The 16,866-nt window shown below is 59.6% G+C and carries 14 protein-coding genes; 4 read left to right on the plus strand and 10 right to left on the minus strand.

Annotated elements, in window-relative coordinates; translation table 11 throughout:
* Positions 1–40: 40 nt before the first annotated feature.
* The 5 genes from QRN60_RS18390 to QRN60_RS18410 form a co-directional block, all read right to left on the minus strand.
* Positions 41–922, minus strand: coding sequence for a dihydrodipicolinate synthase family protein (locus tag QRN60_RS18390; RefSeq protein WP_060723112.1), 882 nt, complete (start codon positions 920–922; stop codon positions 41–43).
* Positions 919–2,562: an ABC transporter ATP-binding protein gene (locus QRN60_RS18395; protein ID WP_129565244.1), complete on the minus strand. Its 1,644-nt coding sequence runs from the start codon at positions 2,560–2,562 to the stop codon at positions 919–921. Before QRN60_RS18395 ends, QRN60_RS18390 begins: the two co-directional genes overlap by 4 nt.
* Positions 2,555–3,478: an ABC transporter permease gene (locus tag QRN60_RS18400; RefSeq protein WP_060723110.1), complete on the minus strand. Its 924-nt coding sequence runs from the start codon at positions 3,476–3,478 to the stop codon at positions 2,555–2,557. The genes QRN60_RS18395 and QRN60_RS18400 overlap by 8 nt, the downstream gene beginning before the upstream one ends.
* A 15-nt stretch (positions 3,479–3,493) precedes the next feature.
* Positions 3,494–4,408, minus strand: coding sequence for an ABC transporter permease (locus QRN60_RS18405; protein ID WP_129565243.1), 915 nt, complete (start codon positions 4,406–4,408; stop codon positions 3,494–3,496).
* A gap of 76 nt (positions 4,409–4,484) precedes the next feature.
* Positions 4,485–5,993: an ABC transporter substrate-binding protein gene (locus tag QRN60_RS18410; protein ID WP_129565242.1), complete on the minus strand. Its 1,509-nt coding sequence runs from the start codon at positions 5,991–5,993 to the stop codon at positions 4,485–4,487.
* Positions 5,994–6,314: 321 nt separating this feature from the next.
* On the opposite strand from QRN60_RS18410, the gene QRN60_RS18415 reads away from it, so the two are divergent.
* Genes QRN60_RS18415 through QRN60_RS18425 form a run of 3 tightly spaced genes read left to right on the plus strand, consistent with a single transcriptional unit; the run spans position 6,315 to position 9,588 of the window.
* Positions 6,315–7,511 (plus strand): sialidase family protein, encoded by a 1,197-nt coding sequence (locus QRN60_RS18415; RefSeq protein WP_080864710.1) that lies wholly within the window; start codon positions 6,315–6,317, stop codon positions 7,509–7,511.
* Positions 7,508–8,464, plus strand: a complete 957-nt coding sequence (gene pdxA, locus QRN60_RS18420; RefSeq protein WP_129565241.1) for a 4-hydroxythreonine-4-phosphate dehydrogenase PdxA — start codon at positions 7,508–7,510, stop codon at positions 8,462–8,464. Before QRN60_RS18415 ends, pdxA begins: the two co-directional genes overlap by 4 nt.
* Positions 8,461–9,588, plus strand: coding sequence for an iron-containing alcohol dehydrogenase (locus QRN60_RS18425; protein ID WP_129567361.1), 1,128 nt, complete (start codon positions 8,461–8,463; stop codon positions 9,586–9,588). Before pdxA ends, QRN60_RS18425 begins: the two co-directional genes overlap by 4 nt.
* A 40-nt stretch (positions 9,589–9,628) precedes the next feature.
* On the opposite strand, the gene QRN60_RS18430 is transcribed toward QRN60_RS18425, so the two are convergent.
* The 4 genes from QRN60_RS18430 to QRN60_RS18445 all read right to left on the minus strand — a co-directional run bounded on the left by QRN60_RS18430 (position 9,629) and on the right by QRN60_RS18445 (position 14,417).
* Positions 9,629–10,336 (minus strand): FadR/GntR family transcriptional regulator, encoded by a 708-nt coding sequence (locus QRN60_RS18430; protein ID WP_003506041.1) that lies wholly within the window; start codon positions 10,334–10,336, stop codon positions 9,629–9,631.
* Positions 10,337–10,340: 4 nt separating this feature from the next.
* Entirely contained in the window at positions 10,341–11,381 is a 1,041-nt protein-coding gene (locus QRN60_RS18435; protein WP_113083058.1) for a four-carbon acid sugar kinase family protein, read from the minus strand.
* A gap of 233 nt (positions 11,382–11,614) precedes the next feature.
* On the minus strand, positions 11,615–13,858 hold the full coding sequence (locus QRN60_RS18440) for a polysaccharide deacetylase family protein (protein WP_129565239.1): 2,244 nt from the start codon (positions 13,856–13,858) through the stop codon (positions 11,615–11,617).
* 169 nt (positions 13,859–14,027) lie between these two features.
* Positions 14,028–14,417: an acyl-CoA thioesterase gene (locus QRN60_RS18445; RefSeq protein WP_003506036.1), complete on the minus strand. Its 390-nt coding sequence runs from the start codon at positions 14,415–14,417 to the stop codon at positions 14,028–14,030.
* A 134-nt stretch (positions 14,418–14,551) separates the two neighbouring features.
* Here QRN60_RS18445 and QRN60_RS18450 point away from each other — a divergent pair, with 134 nt between their 5' ends.
* Positions 14,552–14,785, plus strand: coding sequence for a hypothetical protein (locus QRN60_RS18450; RefSeq protein WP_080570294.1), 234 nt, complete (start codon positions 14,552–14,554; stop codon positions 14,783–14,785).
* 31 nt (positions 14,786–14,816) lie between these two features.
* On the opposite strand, the gene QRN60_RS18455 is transcribed toward QRN60_RS18450, so the two are convergent.
* Entirely contained in the window at positions 14,817–16,625 is a 1,809-nt protein-coding gene (locus tag QRN60_RS18455; RefSeq protein WP_111834220.1) for an ABC transporter ATP-binding protein/permease, read from the minus strand.
* Between the last annotated feature and the right edge of the window lie 241 nt (positions 16,626–16,866).

Genomic DNA, 16,866 nt, shown 5'->3' on the forward strand with positions numbered 1-16,866 from the left:
GCACGAACTGCGGCGGTGCGCGTCATATTCGATAGCGACGTCAGAGCCGTCGATAAAGCCGCAAGATTTCCACGATTCTGGCATCCTGCTCTTTATCCGGCAGAAGGGCCGGTTGGCGGCTGGCGCCGACGGAAGAGTCCTGAAGATAAAGCGAGCGTTTGACCATGGCCGGTGCGAAACCGAGTGCGTAGAGATCGGTGCGGAAGTCGGCGTAGATTGCCTGCTGGCGTTCGGCCTCAGCGATGTCACCGGCGTTGAAAGCACTGAGAATGCCGGCGAGCACATCCGGCAATGCGTTGCCGAGGCCGGAAATGCAGCCTGCGGCACCGTTCTGCAACGACCAGAGAACGAGGTGATCCGGGCCGGAATAGACCTCGAAACCTGGCATCTCCTTCGCCACCTGAAGATAAGCTTCGAGCGTCTGCTGTGCACCGCCGGAATCCTTGATGCCGGCGATATTGCCGTGGGCGGCGAGTTTGCGGGCGGTTTCCGGCTCTATGTGGTTCTGGGTTCGGGCGGGAATGTCGTAGAGATAGACCGGCGTTTTGACGGCGTCAGCCACCGTCGAGAAATGGCGGATCAGCCCATCCTGCGTGCAGGCGATGAAGAAGGGCGTGATGACGGCGATGCCGTCGACGCCGATACGGTCAAAGGCTTTGGTCAATTGCAGGGTCTCAAACGTGGCGGGCATGCCCGCATTCACGATGACTTTGGCACGGCCGGCAACTTCATCCACCACCTCTTCCGTCAGCCGGATTTTTTCCTCATGCGTCAGCGCGGTGAAATCGCCATTGGTACCGGCGCACATGATGTTGTTGCCGGCCGCCACCTGGCGGCGCACCTGCGCGCGTGTCGCCTCGTAATTGATGGTTTCGTCTTCGTTGAAACAGGTGACGAGCGCGACGAAGGCTTGTTTGGTCATGAAAGAACTCCGCTTGGATTTCCAATAGTGTGATCGGCACCGGCCGGACGACGCGTAGGCTGCATATCGGGGTCGGGATCGAGGCTGGCCGAAAGGAGCGCACGCGTATAGGCCTCGCGCGGCGCCTCGAAAACCTGCCGAACCGTGCCGAACTCCACCACCTCTCCCCGCTGCATGACCATGACGTGATCGGCAAAATCCCGGACCACGGGCAGGTCATGAGCGATGAAGATGAAAGAAAGGCCCATCTCGCGGCGAAGCTTGTCCAGAAGCGCAATAACCTGCGCCTGAACCGAAACGTCGAGCGCCGAGACCGCCTCGTCGCAGATGATGAGCTTCGGCTCCAGCGCCAGCGCACGGGCAATGGCAATCCTCTGCCGCTGGCCGCCGGAGAACTGATGCGGATAACGGCGCATATGTTCCGGCGAAAGGCCGACCTGATGCAGCAATTCCGCGACCCGTTCGCGCCATTTCGCCTTGGGTAATATATCGGGATGGATGACCCAGGCCTCGGAAATAAGCTGGAACACCGTCATACGGGGATTGAGCGACTGGGTGGGATCCTGAAACACCATCTGCAGATCACGCCGGAGCGCAAAGAGTTCCGCAGGCGAAAGCTTGAAGAGATCGCGACCTTTCCACGAGGCGCTGCCCGCATCCGGCTCGTCGAGCCGAAGGAGAATGCGCGCGAGCGTCGATTTGCCGGAGCCGCTTTCGCCGACAACGGCAATGGTTTCCCCGGCCATGAGATCGAAGGAAACACCCTTCAGCGCCTCGAAGGCGCCGTAACGCTTGCGCACGTCGCGCACGCTGAGCAGCGCTTCGCCCGCCGCCTGCGGCTCGTGCATTTCGCCTCTGCCGGGTGCGGCGCTGATGAGCTTGCGGGTATAGGGGTGCTGCGGATTGCGATAGACCTCACGAACCGTGCCGGCCTCAACCAGAACGCCCTTTTCCATCACTACCACCCGATCAGCAATTTCGGCGACAACGCCGAGATCATGGGTGATGATGAGCACGGCCATGCCGGTCTCCCGCTGCAATTCCTTGAGCAGCGAAAGCACTTCTGCCTGCACCGTCACGTCAAGCGCGGTGGTCGGCTCGTCGGCGATCAGGAGATCAGGCCGAAGCGCAAGCGCCATGGCGATCATCACACGCTGGCGCTGGCCGCCGGAAAATTCGTGCGGATATTTCTTGAGCGCCCGGTCGGGATCGGGAATGCCGACGCGCGCGACCAGCCGCCTCGCCTCCGCTTCGGCCTTTGCCTTGTCCATGCCATGGGTGGTCATCGCCTCGCGGATCTGCCAGCCGACGGTATAGACGGGATTGAGATGGCTGAGCGGGTCCTGAAAGATCATGGCTATACGCCGGCCGTTAATCTCGCGGCGCGCTTCAACCGGCATTGTCAGAAGGTCCTGACCGTCGAGCAGTATCTGGCCGCTGCTGATATGCCCGGGCGGCATGTCGATAAGGTTCATGATGGCCGACGATGATACCGACTTGCCCGAACCGCTTTCGCCGAGGATAGCCAGCGTTTCGCCGCGGTCGATATGGTAGGAGACATCCTTCACCGCATGGACGATACCGCTTGCGGTGTGGAACTCCACGGAAAGGTTGCGCACGTCGAGAAGATGGTCAGCCATGCTTGCGGCCTTTCATTTCCAGCCGCCAGCGCTGCACGGGATCAAGCGCGATACGCAGCCAGTTGGAAAGCAGGTTGAGCGACAGGGTGGTGAGGATGATGGCGAGCCCCGGCCAGAACGACAGCCACCAGGCATTGGTGAGATATTGCCGCCCCTGCGAAATCATCAGGCCCCAGGTGATTTCCGGCGGCTGAATGCCAATTCCGAGGAAGGAGAGAGCACTTTCCGCCAGCATCACATAGGCGAAATCCAGCGTTGCGAGCGTCGTCAGTGTTGGCAGCACGACGGGCAGGATGTGGCGGAACAGAATGCGTTTGCCTGATGCGCCCATCACACGCGCTGCCTGCACGAACATGCGTTCGCGCACCTCCAGCACCTCGGCCCTTGTGGTGCGGATGTAAACGGGAATGCGGGTGATGGCGAGAACCAGCATCAGGTTGAGGATGGAGGAGCCGAGCAGATAAAGCACGATGACCGCGATCAAGAGCGACGGGAACGACATGATCACATCCGCGAGCCGCATGATGATCTGGCCGACACGGCTTGAGGAAAAACCGGCAATCAGGCCGAGCACGGTGCCGGTTATGGCGGAAAGAAGCACTGCGCCGGCCGCAATCATCATCGTATTTTGCGTGGCGGCGACGATGCGCGCGAGAAGCGAACGGCCGAGCGCATCCGCCCCCAGCCAGAAATACCACTCGCGCTGCCAGTCGAACGGGGCGAGATTGCGTCCGCGCAGGTTCTGTTTCGTCGCGAGATCACCGAGCCATGCCGGGCCGACAAAAGCGAGGATAACGACGATGATAAGGAAGACCGCGGCACAGAGCGCGAATTTATCCGCCCACAACATGCGCAGCATGCGCGTTGCGAAGGAGGGTTCGGCTATGATCTCGGTGTCGGCGTTGGAAAGGCTCATGGCTGAAGGGCCTCCTCAGTGCCGGATACGCGGATCGAGGAGCGCATAGGCGATATCGATCAGAAGATTCATCAGGAAGATCGCCAGCGCGGTCACGAGAATGGCGGACAAAACGACGTTGAAATCGCGCTGAAGAATGGAATCGATCATCAGCTTGCCGACACCGGGAAAGCCGAAGATGGTTTCGACGATGACCGCACCGTTGAGAAGGCTTGCCGCCTGGTCGCCAATGACGGTGATGACCGGCAGCATGGCGTTTCGCAAGGCATGGATGAAAATGATCGGACCCGACTTCACGCCCTTGGCGCGCGCCGTTTTGACATAGGCCGAGGACAAAGCGCCGATCATCGAGCCGCGCACCACCTGCACGATAATACCGAAGGGGCGCACGAACAGGACCGCGATCGGCAATATCCAGTGCAGCACGGAGCCCGTGCCTGACGTGGGCAGCCAGGCAAGATTAACGGAGAAGACGACGATGGCAACGATCGCCAGCCAGAAATCCGGCACGGATGCACCGATGAGCGAGATGCTCGAGGCCATGCGGTCGAAAAAGCCGCCGGAGCGGAAAGCCGCAAGCGAACCCACGACGATTGCGGCGGTTGTGACCAGCGACATGGTGATGACCGCAAGCCACAGCGTCCAGACGAAAGCCTCCAGCACAACATCCAGTGCCGGGCGGGCTTTTCTGAGCGATTCTCCCAGATCCCCCGTCATCACATCGCCCGCATAACGCAGAAACTGCACCATCAGCGGATCATTCAGCCCGTGCAGCGCCCGAAACTGCTGCTTCAACTCCTCCGAAGCCTCCACCGGCAGAAACAGCGCGGCCGGGTCCCCCGTCAGGCGGGACAGGAAGAAAACCATAACGATGAGGCCGATCAGGGAGATCAGGCTCGCAACGGAACGTTTTCGGATGAAGCTCAGCATGGTTGCCTCCGGTTTTTCAATGCGGCAGCGTAGCTTTCGCTGCGCCGCCGCTTCTCAATTGACAAGACGCGGGGTCTTATTTGATGCCAATTTCCGAAAGCTGCAGCATCGAGTTCGTTGCAATGGTGGGCTTGAAGTCCAGCCGTTCCGAGACGCGGGAGAAGCCGACCATGTGGAACAGCAGCACATCAGCCACCACGTCGTCATGCAGATAAGCGATGAGTTCCGACCAGAGCTTGGCGCGTTCGTCACCCACGGCTGCGGATGCACGTTCGATCAGATCATCCACCTTCTTGTCCGAGAAGCCAGACTGCGTGCCCTTGGTGGCATATTTGAAGAACATGGTGAAGGACGGGTCGCCCTTTGAATTGTCGTGCATGGCGGCGACAATCTGCGGACCGCGGCCTTCCTTGAAGGGCTTGGAATAATAGCTTTCGTGCTCGGCCACTTCCACGAATTTCAGGTCTATCTTGAAGCCGACTTCCTGCAATTGCTGCTGGATTGCTTCCATGATCTCGGTGACATTAGGGAAATTCGCCGTGCGCGCGATGATGGTGATCGGCGTATCCACCTTAACGCCGGCAGCCTTGGCTTCCTCGAGCAGCTTCTTTGCGCCATCGGGGTCATAAGGGAAGACCTTGACGTCAGGGTTCCAGCCAAGCGTGGTCGGCGGAACGAGCGCGGTGGCCAGCACGGCACCTTCCGGAACCAGTGTACCGAGGAAGGCCTGCCGGTCGATGGCAAGGTTGAGCGCGCGGCGCACCCGCACATCGTTCAGCGGCGCTATATTGTGATCGAGACGCATATAGACCGTCTCGCTGTCGAGATAGGAAAAGTCGGTCTTTGCATTGGTGGCGTCGAGCTGGGAAATGGAAGGCGAAAGATCGGCTTCGCCGGTTTGCACCATGGCGGCGCGAACCGAAGGATCGGCGCGGAAAAGATAGGTCGCTTCCGTCACCTGCGGCTTGGAGCCCCAATAATCGTCGCGCGCGGTGAGAACGATCTGCTGGCCCGGCGTCCAGTTGGTCAGCTTGTAGGGCCCAGTGCCCACAGGTTCGCGAATGAATTCCATCTTGGTTTCTTCGGGAACGATGGTAACGAGCGACATCAACAACGGCAGAATGGGCTGCGCCGGTTCAGTCTTGAAGTCGATCGTGTGGTCGTCGACGATCGACGGGGTCACGGTCATGCCACCGAAATAACGGCGGGACTCGCAGGCGTTCTTGTCGCTCATGATGCGTTCGAAGCTGTGCTTCACATCCTTGGCGTCAAATGTCGTGCCGTCGGAAAACTTCACGCCTTCACGCAGGTGGAAACGCCAACTTCCGTCGGCATTCTGCTCCCACTTCTCGGCAAGGCGCGGCTGAACGCCCTTCTTGCCGCGCACATCGAGCTCGGTCAGCGTCTCGCTGACATTTTCCATGATGATGCGACCGATATTGGAGCGGGTGGCCATGCAGGGCTCAAGCAGGTCCGCCTCTTCCGCCAGCACGATCTTGATCGGCCCCGATGCCGCAAGCGCCGGCGCAACCGCGGCGCTGAGGGAACCCAAGACAAGGGCGCCCGCAATCAATGACTTCTTCATTCCGTTCTCCTCCCAGATCAGAAATTCAGCAACATGGCGGCGCACCGCAAGGGACGTTCTAAAAGCCCCGTCTCCTGCATTGAGGAGCATGGCGTGCGGATGATCGTCTCCTCCATCCGTAAACAGAGCATCGACGTTATCGAATTTTTTGTCAATTTATTTTTCAAAAGCAGTTTTTATTCAGGTCAAATCTGTTGATTTTATCATTTAAAAACATGTAGTTAATTTCGTAAACCAAAACCAACTACGCGTCTTTTTTCATCAAATAAACTTGACAACTTTTTGAATATGCCATTTTCATCAGGACAAGAGGAGACCACGATGACCCCTGATGACATCGCTCACGCCATGACCGGAGCCATGCATGCCGCGTCGGAAAACCGGCAGGAAGCATTCCTGCCATCACCCATGATCCAGAACCATGCGAGCTTCCTGCACCTTCTGGATGACGGCACCCTGCTCTGCGCCTGGTTTGGCGGCACATTGGAGGGAAAATCGGATATTTCGATCTTCGCATCCGTGTTGACGGCAGGTGCGACCCGCTGGGGTCCGCCGCAGCGCCTGAGCCATGACCCCGCCCATTCCGAACAGAACCCGGTTCTTTTCACCGCACCGGATGGCGTTCTCTGGCTGTTTCACACAGCCCAGCCCTCCGGCAACCAAGATGAGTGCCGCATTCGCATGGCGCGGGTCACACGCGACCCGACAGCACCGGAAAAGCTCGTCTCCGAGGAAGGACGGTTTCTCGATCTCCCGCAGGGCTGCTTCATCCGCGCGCCGCTGCGTATTCGGGATGACGGCGCATGGCTGCTGCCAATCTTCCGTTGCGTCCAGCGTCCCGGCCAGAAATGGAACGGCAGCCACGATACGGCGGCGCTCGGCATATCCACAGACAATGGCGCGACTTGGCAATTGCAGGAATTACAGAAATCGACCGGCTGCGTGCATATGAGCCCGGTCGCGGTGACGAATGGCCACTACGCCGCCTTCTTCCGCCGTCGTCAGGCCGATTTCGTTTACCGCACGGAAAGCGCCGATGGCGGCCGCTCATGGTCAAAGCCGCAGCCGACCGACGTGCCAAACAATAATTCCTCCATTGCCGTGATCAGGCTCGGCGATGGCAGGCTGGCAATGATCTGCAACCCCGTCAACGCCGCGCAGTCGAGCGATCGCCGCGCCTCGCTTTATGACGAATTGGGAGAGGAAGACGACAGGCCGGATGCCGATCCAAGCGGTGGCTGTGTGCCGGTCTGGGGCGTGCCGCGCGCGCCGGTTTCGATCTGCCTCTCCAATGATGACGGGCGCAGTTTTGCCACCCGGATTCTGATCGAAGACGGACCGGGCACCTGCCTGTCGAACGATTCGACGGATGGCCGCAATCAGGAAATGTCCTATCCATGGCTTCTGGAAGCGCCGGACGGTACGCTGCATGCGAGCTACACCTATCATCGCCGCGCAATCAAATATGTCCGGCTGGCGCCCGGCTGGGCTGACGAGAACGACGGGAGACAAAGATGAGCAATATCATTGGCATCACCATGGGCGACCCCTGCGGCGTCGGCCCAGAAATCACTGTGCGGGCGCTGGCGGAAATGTCCGCGCCGGATCGCGCGGCGACGCGGATTTACGGAAATCTCGCCACGCTGGAAGCGGCGCGGGATGCGCTTGGCGTTGATATCGATCTCTCTCAGCATGTCGTCGACCTGCCCGTGGAAGGCGCGCCACTGCCCTGGGGTACATTGTCGCCGGTGGCTGGAGGCGCCGCTTTCCGTTTCATCGAAAAGGCGGTTCGCGATGCCGAAGCGGGCGCAATCGGCTGCATCGTCACCGCGCCGATCAACAAGGAAGCCTTGAATCTCGCCGGCCACCATTATGATGGGCACACCGGCATGTTGCGCAGCCTGACCGGCTCCTCGGCGGCCTATATGCTCCTCGCCTCGGAACGGCTGAAAGTCATTCACGTCTCGACCCATGTTTCCCTGCAGGAGGCCATTCGCCGGGCAACGACGGAGCGGGTACTGGCGACCATCCGCGCCGGCAACGCGCATCTTAAGCGCATCGGTTACGAGCGGCCGCGCATCGCGGTTGCCGGCATCAATCCGCATTGTGGTGAAAACGGGCTGTTCGGCACTGAGGATGACGACCAGATCGCACCGGCGGTCGCCGCCGCCCGTGCCGAAGGCATCGAGGTGCAGGGGCCGATTTCCGCCGACACGGTGTTTCACCGGGCTTATTCCGGCGCTTTCGATCTTGTCGTCGCGCAATATCACGATCAGGGCCATATCCCGATCAAGCTTGTTGCTTTCGATACCGCCGTCAACGTTTCCGTCGATCTGCCGATAGACCGCACCTCCGTCGACCATGGCACGGCCTTCGATATCGCCGGCAAAGGCATCGCCAATCACGGCAACATGAATGCGGCCATTGCCTATGCGCGCAAGCTCGTGGCGGGCAAGGAACAGAAGGGATGAGTACAATGTCTACAGCTCCCATTCTCATCTACCAGCCACGCCGGCTCGCCGTTGGCGCAGGCACCATTTCACAGGTCGGCGCCTGGGCGGGAAAAACCACCTCGACCCTTATTATCGCCACACCGCTGACCGCGAAATTTGCCGACCGGCTGCAATTGCAAGGCCCTTTCACCATATTCGATGCCATTCCCGGCGAGCCGGACACCACAACGCTCGATGCCGCCCTTGCCGCGACCCGCGCCGCCAAACCGGATCTCGTTATCGGCCTCGGCGGTGGTTCGGTGATGGATGTAGCGAAACTGGTCGCGGCACTCTGGAATTCCGGTCAGACGCTTGAGGATGTGGCGGGGCCGAACAGGGTTGTCGGGCGCGACACGCGGTTGGTGCAGATCGCCACCACCGCCGGCACCGGTTCGGAGGCTGGCATCCGTTCGCTCATCACAGATCCCGTCAAAGGCAACAAGATCGCGGTCGAAAGCCCTTATCTGATTGCGGATTTCGCCGTACTCGATCCGGAACTCACCTATTCCGTGCCTTCAGCGGTTACAGCGGCCACGGGGGTGGATGCCATGGCCCATTGCGTTGAAGCCTTCACCAACCGCAAGGCCCATCCGATGATCGACGGTTTCGCCCGCATGGGCTTTGCGCTGGTGGGCAAATATCTGGCGCGCGCCGTCCGCGATGGCGCGGATACCGAAGCGCGAGAAGGCATGATGCTCGCTTCCTATTATGGCGGCATCTGTCTCGGCCCGGTCAATACGGCGGCCGGTCACGCCATTGCCTATCCGCTCGGCACGCTTCTCAACCTGCCGCACGGGCTGGCGAACGCCATCGTCTTCCCGCATGTTCTGGCCTTCAACCAGCCTGCGGTTTCGGCGAAAACCGCAGAAGTAGCGGGAGCGCTCGGGCTCCGCGAACACCTTTCGCCTGATGATCTGCGCAAGGCGGCGACGGATTTCTGTGCCGGGCTCGGCATCGAAATGTCGCTCGCACGGCACGGCGCGACTGAAGCCGATCTTCCCCGCTACGCTGAGGATGCGCACGCCATCCGCCGGCTGATGGACAATAACCCCGTCGATATGAGCGTCGAAGACGTGCTCGGGATTTACCGCCACGCCTTCTGAGCAAAAATCCGGTACGCGGACACGCGCATCGGCCTTCCGCTTAATCCGTATGCGAAGACTCAAACAGGCGGTCGCGCGATCCGGTCAGGTGCTGGAGCATAAGCTGGCGTGCCGCCTCTGCATCCCCATCGGCGATCGCCTTAGCGATTGCCTCATGCTCGGCAAAAACACGCGTCAGACCGGATGCCTCCCGCTTCACCGACATGCCGTGGAACTTCATTCCCACTGCAATATGGTCTTTCAGCGCTTCCATCGCGGTGGAGAAATAACTGTTTCGCGCCGCCCGCGCGATGGCAAGGTGGAACTGATAATCGGCATCCTCGCGGTGAGACTGGCGATTGGTCGCGTCCCGCATCAGTTCGAGCGCCTTCCTGATCGCCGCAAGCCTTTCGCCATCGTGCCGCAATGCCGCTGCTGCGGCCGCCGCCGGCTCCAGCGTCAGCCTGAATTCGTAACAGTTGAGAAGATCAGCAACGTTTTCGAGCTGCCCGAAGCCGAGCGGTTCACGCAGACCAAAGGCCCTGACATAGCTGCCGGAGCCTCTGCGGGAATAGATGAAACCCTGCTCGCGCAGCCGCCGGAGTGCTTCACGCACCACCGGTCGCGATACTTCGAATTCCATGGCGAGTTCATGTTCGGTCGGCAGCCGCTCATCCGGCTTGTAGGCGCCGGATTTGATCGCCCGGTGCATTCTCTCGAAAATAATGTCCGGAAGTGCCTTGCGCGCCGTTTCTTTCATCAGCCCCATCTGGTCAGCTCTCTCCAGCGTCATTGTCGCCAAGCATCATTTTCGCGATCCGTTTCAACGTGTCAGCTTGCCCAAAACCGCCGGACTTCGCAATGATGCATTGGTCTCCGGACCAGCCGACGCCGAGACCCGGCAGGCATTCGCCGGCAAGACGCAAGCGCGAAATGCCCATGGCTCGCAGCACGGCTTCGGCCGTGGCTCCACCAGATAACAGCAGTCTTGCCGCCCTGTCGGTAAAATGCGGCACGACGCCTTCCGCCAGCCGGTCTGAAACCGCAAGCGGCGACAGATTTTCCGCACCCTGCGTTGCTTGAACCAGCGTCAGGCCGGCACCCTCGTCGGCATGACTGGGCACAATACCATTCGGCGCCTCAACGATCGAGACAGGCCCAACACTCCCAAGTACGTCAATCTGCTCCACCGTGATCGGATCGCGGGACCCGATGACAAAAAGCCCCTTGCCGGCTGGAACGGCCGCCGCCTCAGGGACAGTCTGGCCCGTCATCGCCTCAGCCAGCGCCTCGGCAAGCCCACGCGCGCCGACCAGAAGATCGGCCCCCTCCGTCTGCGCGGCGGCGAGAGCTTCCCTGATATCGCCCTTCGATCGCGTATCGGGTACCGTGCAGCGGCCGGCGTGTCCGCCCAGTCTGTCATAAACAGGAATGGCAATTTCGACGCCAAAGCCGGAAACGGCTCCGTCAACAACGACACGGTCAAAGTCCGGAATGGCGGGCGCGACAAGCGCGTGGCGATAGGAAATCGCATCCATTTCCGCTGCAATATGCCCCTTCAGGCGGGAATCGATCTTCTTGAACAAAATTGTACCGGCCGGAACCAGCGCCAACAGTTCCTGCGTGCGGCGGCAGGCTTCATCTGCCTTGCCATCGCGACAGCCGAGATTGACGCTGAGGACGGCAGGCGCATCCGCGAGCGCTGCACGCACACCGTCAAGCCCGATCGCAACCTCGGTCGCCAACCCACGCCCGGCGAAGGGGGCGGCGGCGTCGAGCGCTCCGGTCAGATCATCGGCAAAAATCAGCAGCACCAACGAGACCTTTATAAAAGTTGTAATGTTTTACATCGATAAATTGATTTATAATCAATAGATAATGGAATGTGAATAACAAAAATCGCAGCACGGCGTTTCGAATTGACCAAACGGCCGCGAAGAGACCCGCAGAGCGACTGCAGAATTCGGAAATAGTGGCAGGCGATGTCAAATGCGGACCGCAGCGACACATGGCTGGACGGGGCAAAGATGACAAACCGCCGAGGTTGCTAGATGAACCGGAAGGGCAGGCCCGAGATGAGCGCTTTGACAAAACGTTTTTTCTGAAAGCGTCCGTTCAGCGATACCCGTGGCAGCTGCGTCGGCTTTTCGAGGCTGTGGGGACCAATAACGCCGGCCTGCGTGGTCACGGCCGCGGAAAATCCCGCGTCTTGAACAGCTTTCGCTTCGCGTTCTCCCACCGCCCTTACCCAGCCATAGGGATAGGAAAAGGACCGTGGCCGATGGCCGACATAGGCTTCCACCCGACGTGCCGATTCTGCGATCTCATAAGCCAGGCGCGCCGCATCGACCTTGCGCATATTCACATGCGTCATGGTATGGGCACCAAAATGAACCAGAGGATCTTCCGACAGCGTCCTGAGCTCATCCGTATCCATGACGAGTTCGTCCACGATCGCGATGGGATCGACGCCATGTTGCCTCGCCGCACGGTCAATTCTTTCCACCGCCTCGTCTTCCGAAAAGTTCTGGACGAAATCTTCAAGCCGCGTGAATGCCTCCGCTTTCTGCGAAGGGTTGGCGCATGCCACCTGCTCCGGCCCCGCCCCGAAATCGAATTCGAAAGACGCGGCCTTCTGCGTCAGGGCAGCGGCGGTTTCCCACCAAAGGCTGCGTGTTCGCTCGACAAAACCCGGCGTGATGAAAATCGTGTAAGGCACGGCATATTTGCGGAAGATCGGCGCTGCATGATCGGCATTGTTGCGATAGCCATCATCAAGCGTGAAGGCGCAGAACGACCGACCTTCGTGGTTATCGGCAAGCAGAGCCGGCAGATCGTGCAGATGGACCGGAACGAGGCCACATTCGAGCGCGGCCTGTATCGCCTCTTCCAGAAATTGCGGCGTAACTGACAATTGAACGTTCGGTGCAAAGGCCGAAACAGCCCTGCCCGGGCGCACATGGTGAAGTGTAAAAATCACACCACGCCCCGCCAAGGACGGAAACGCCGACCGGACAGGCGGGAAAGAACTCACTTCCAGCCCCGCCCTTATGGCCCCATATTTTCCGAGGCGTTTGAGCGGCGGTAAAAATCCCGTTTTCGATTGCCCTGACGCCAGACCGGGAAGGATGCGTTTTTTTATGACCCGCAAGACCGTCAATGGCAGATCGATCAGGCCCGGCAAGGGATCGTTCAGCGCAAAAGAGGCCCAGCTGCGGATTTTGCCCAAAGAGGCGAAATAGTCTCCAATCCTCGTCTCACCCCTCCGGGCCAGAGTGAAAGCCGCAACGGTATCGCGGACAAGATAAGACCAGGAAACGCCCTGCCGCGCGCTGACGGGCTGGCCAGTCTGCTCGTCATTCGCGACCCGCCACAGCAAAGCACCAAGATCGACGCCCGCGGCCGAACAGAGGCCGAACCACGACCATGGGCGCGGATTGACATCGAGAAGTTTCAACTCGCCATCCCGGCCGTCGAGCTTGAACTCGACCTCGACAAGCCCGCTATGGCCTGCGGATTTCAGCATTTTTCGAGCCGCATCGATCGCTTGCCCATTATCGACAACCTCGACACGGGTGCTGGTATAACCGAAATCGACGGGATATTGCCGGGCGCGCCGAGCCGTGAATTCGGCCATCGGCTCTCCATTGAGCCACAGTGCCGCGTAGGAAAACTGACTTTCTCCGCCGCCGGGAATGAGTTCCTGCACAACGACGTTGCCAGCGCCGATCTCTCCACTCGCATCGGCGAAAGCAGTCTTCAGCGCCTGGCGATCATCCGCCCGGATCACTTTCGCCCGGGCAATCGTGGTATCACCGCCCCCCATGTTGGGCTTGAGAATGACGGGAAACATCACATCCAGCGCATCGATGTCGGCGTCCGATGTCAATGCATAGGTCCGGGGAATGCTGACACCAAGCTCCGCCGCACGCTTGTAAAGCAGCGGTTTTTCACACAGCCATTGCAGAGCCGCCCAATCCGGCAGAACGATTTTGTAAAGAGCGGAAAGCTCCTCACGGTGCTGCGAAATGAGCTGGACCTCACCATCGCCGGACGGCACCAGCAGACAGCCCTTCAAACCGTGCTTCTCGGCCATTTGACGCAGGAACGCGATCGCCCCGGCATCATGCGGGCCAGCCCAGCGAATTGTTTCCCGCACGAAGCGCGACCAGCCCGGCAAGGGGGAATCGTGGGTGAGATAATAGACGGGCACATTCAGGACGCCGAGGCTGCGCGCAAGGGCAAGCGTGCCGTGAGCGCCGCCGACAATAACAACACCTGGAATGGTCAAAGCCTGATCCCCGTCCTATTCCATATCTTGATCGCAAAAATTGATAAATAAATTCGATATTTCGAAAGTATTGAGCGGAGAGATATCGAATGGCGCGGAAGGCCAAAGCGCCTGTGCTCTTTATTCCTTTGGTAGGCGCTTTGTCGTTGCTTTGAAAAGACGGCGACCTTCAAGCCTCTTTGCGGACGGGGCGCGGCTCACCATTGTCATCCACCGCGACCATGATGAAGACGGCCTCCGTCACCTTTTCGCGTGAATCCTGATAATGCCTGCGGGTCCAGGCTTCGATCTTGAGCGTGACGGAGGTGCGGCCGATCTTTTCGATCCTGGTATAGACGCACAATGTATCGCCGATCTTGACCGGCTTCTTGAAGACGATCTCATTGACTGCCACGGTGACGGTGCGGCCGCCGGCCACATCATTGGCGCGAACGAAAGCGGCAAGGTCCATCTGCGACATGACCCAGCCGCCGAAAATATCACCGGCCGGGTTGGCGTCGGCGGGCATTGCAAGCGTTCTGAGCGTGAGTTCCATGTCGGCGGGCGGTTGCTGGTCCATGTCTCAAAATCCTTTCACAAACCTCCCGCTGCCGGACTTAAACAACGGCGCCCTATCCGCCAATAGCCGATTTTTCGCGGCAGCCCTTCCAAAACAGCAAGGAATCACAGGGCCATCGTAAGCTTCGGTTAACCATGATGGGGCACGATTCCAAAAAACGCGAGGGCGTGCGAATGGCCTATGACTGGAGTGGAAACAACACAATACAGCAGCGCTACGACCGTATCGTCCTGGCGGTCGCAAGCGTCGTGGCCATCAGCCTGGCAACAGGCACACTTGCCCTGCGCTCACAGGTGGAGCCGGAATCCGCGATAAGCCTCGTCAAACAGCAACGGCTCGCTTCAGACAGCTGGCATTTGCGGCTCTGATCCGCTCCCATCAGGCTCAGGGCCCGACGATCTACTGCGGAGCACTATCGGGCCTGGAAGTATTTTCCTTCGGAAAGGTGTGGTCGAGATGGGCCACTTGAGGCGTTAGGATCGACAGGAATGTTTCCGACCGGCCGATATAGATGATCGCCGCGCCGCCGATCCCGTTCAAAACCTCCGCCAGCGTATCCTGCGTCTGTTTTTCCAGCCCTTCCAGCAAATCGTCGATCACGAGGAATTTCGGCTTCAAAAGCAGGGCATTGGCAACACGGATGCTGGCCTGCTCATCCGAATCGAGTTTCTTGTCCCAACGGATATTCTCATCGAGACGCGAGGCCATTTCTCCAAGCCCGCATGCGGTGAGCACCGCGAGATAATCCGCATCCGTAAACCGGTGCGGCGCGCGCGGATAGGCGAGGATTTCGCGCAGTGAACCCGACGGCAGATAGCCGTGCTGGGCGATGAAAAGCGTGTCGGATTGTTCGGGCATCTCGATCCTGCCCTGCCCCCAGGGCCAGAGCCCCGCCATGGCCGCAAACAGCAGCCGCCTGTTCACGCCCTGCTCGCCGTTTATCATCAGCCGTCCGCCCGGCCCGACCTCGATCTCGGCCTCGCGCAACCTGAACCCACGCTCCATATCCTGTCCGCCCGCATCACGGCAGATCGTGACCGACTGCAAACGAACCCTCTCATTCTCCGCGCTGCGTTGCAGATCAATCGTCAGGCCGTGCTGTTCAACGCTGTCCATCTGGATAAGGGCATTCCGGAAGACGGAAACGCGCTGCAATGTCGCCTTCCAGCTGGCGATAGGGCCGAAATTGTCGATATACCAGCGCAGCGCCGTATTGACCTGGTTGAAGGCGCCGACGGCCATCATCAGCCCACCGAAGGTGAGGTTGCCGGAAAAATAAACCGGCGCCGCGATCAGGATCGGCGCCACCACCGCCAGCCAGCCATACCCTGCCGAGACCCATGTGAGATGCGTCAGCGCCATGGCAAGGCCCCGGATGACGCCGAGCACCGCGTCAATATCGATACCGATCCGACGCCTTTCGTTCTTCTCACCGCGCGCAAGGGCAATGGCGGCAAGATTTTCGCTCGCCCGCATCAATGAAAAACGCAGTTCCGCTTCTTTGGAATAACGTTCGGCATTCAGCCCGACCAGCCGATAACCGACGAGATTGCTGAGAAGCGAGGCGGAACCGGCATAAAAGATCGCCGCCCAGACCATATAGCCGGGGATAGCATAGGTATCGCCGCTGATGGTGATGGTAAAACCGGCCGAGAGCGACCAGAGGACGCCGATAAAGCTGACGAGCAGGATCGTCGCGTTCACGAGACCGATAGAAAGCGCCGTACTGCTTTCCGCAAGGTTGCGGACATCGTCATGCAGGCGCTGGTCGGGGTTGATGGCGATCGTGCCGAAACCTGCAAGACGGGCGGCGCGACCCGGTTTCAGCCATTGATCCACCATATCCTTGGCAAGACCTTCGCGCATGTTCAGCGCCGTCATCTGGTTCAGCCAGGTCTGGATGACGTTGAGCAGCAGCAGCAGTCCCGCGATGATGGCGAAGACCTCGAGCTGATGAATGAATGCATCAAGATCGCGCCGTTCCAGGGCATTGTAAAACGGCGCATTCCATTCATTGAGCCTGATCTGCCCATAGGCGGTAAGCAATATCACCGTGAGCAGCGCGATCGACAGCAATATCAGCCGGGTGCGCACCGGCGATGTCCAGAAGGCGCGCCCCATCATCCGCAGCTGGGCGGGAAAATCGAGATCGAAACCCGAAAGATTAGCCGCGCTCTTGCGCTGATCGTCGGTCACGGTTGTTGCCATTCATTCCATTCCGAAACGTCAGTCGGCAAAGAAAGCGGATCGCGATTCTGCGCCTTGCGATGCCAAGCAATAACATGCTGTTTAACCTTGTCCACAATCCCGGCGAAATCTCCGCGACGGTGATTGAAAAGCCCGGGCAATTCTTCGTTCGGGCAAACATCGTGGTCTCAACCAACAATGCGATTGCCCCCGGAAATGATCCTTGCTTTCTTTTCCTGCATTGCACAAAATCCGAATAATT

It is taken from the genome of Agrobacterium sp. CFBP2214 (assembly GCF_030209895.1).
In the GTDB taxonomy this organism is placed as follows: domain Bacteria; phylum Pseudomonadota; class Alphaproteobacteria; order Rhizobiales; family Rhizobiaceae; genus Agrobacterium; species Agrobacterium radiobacter.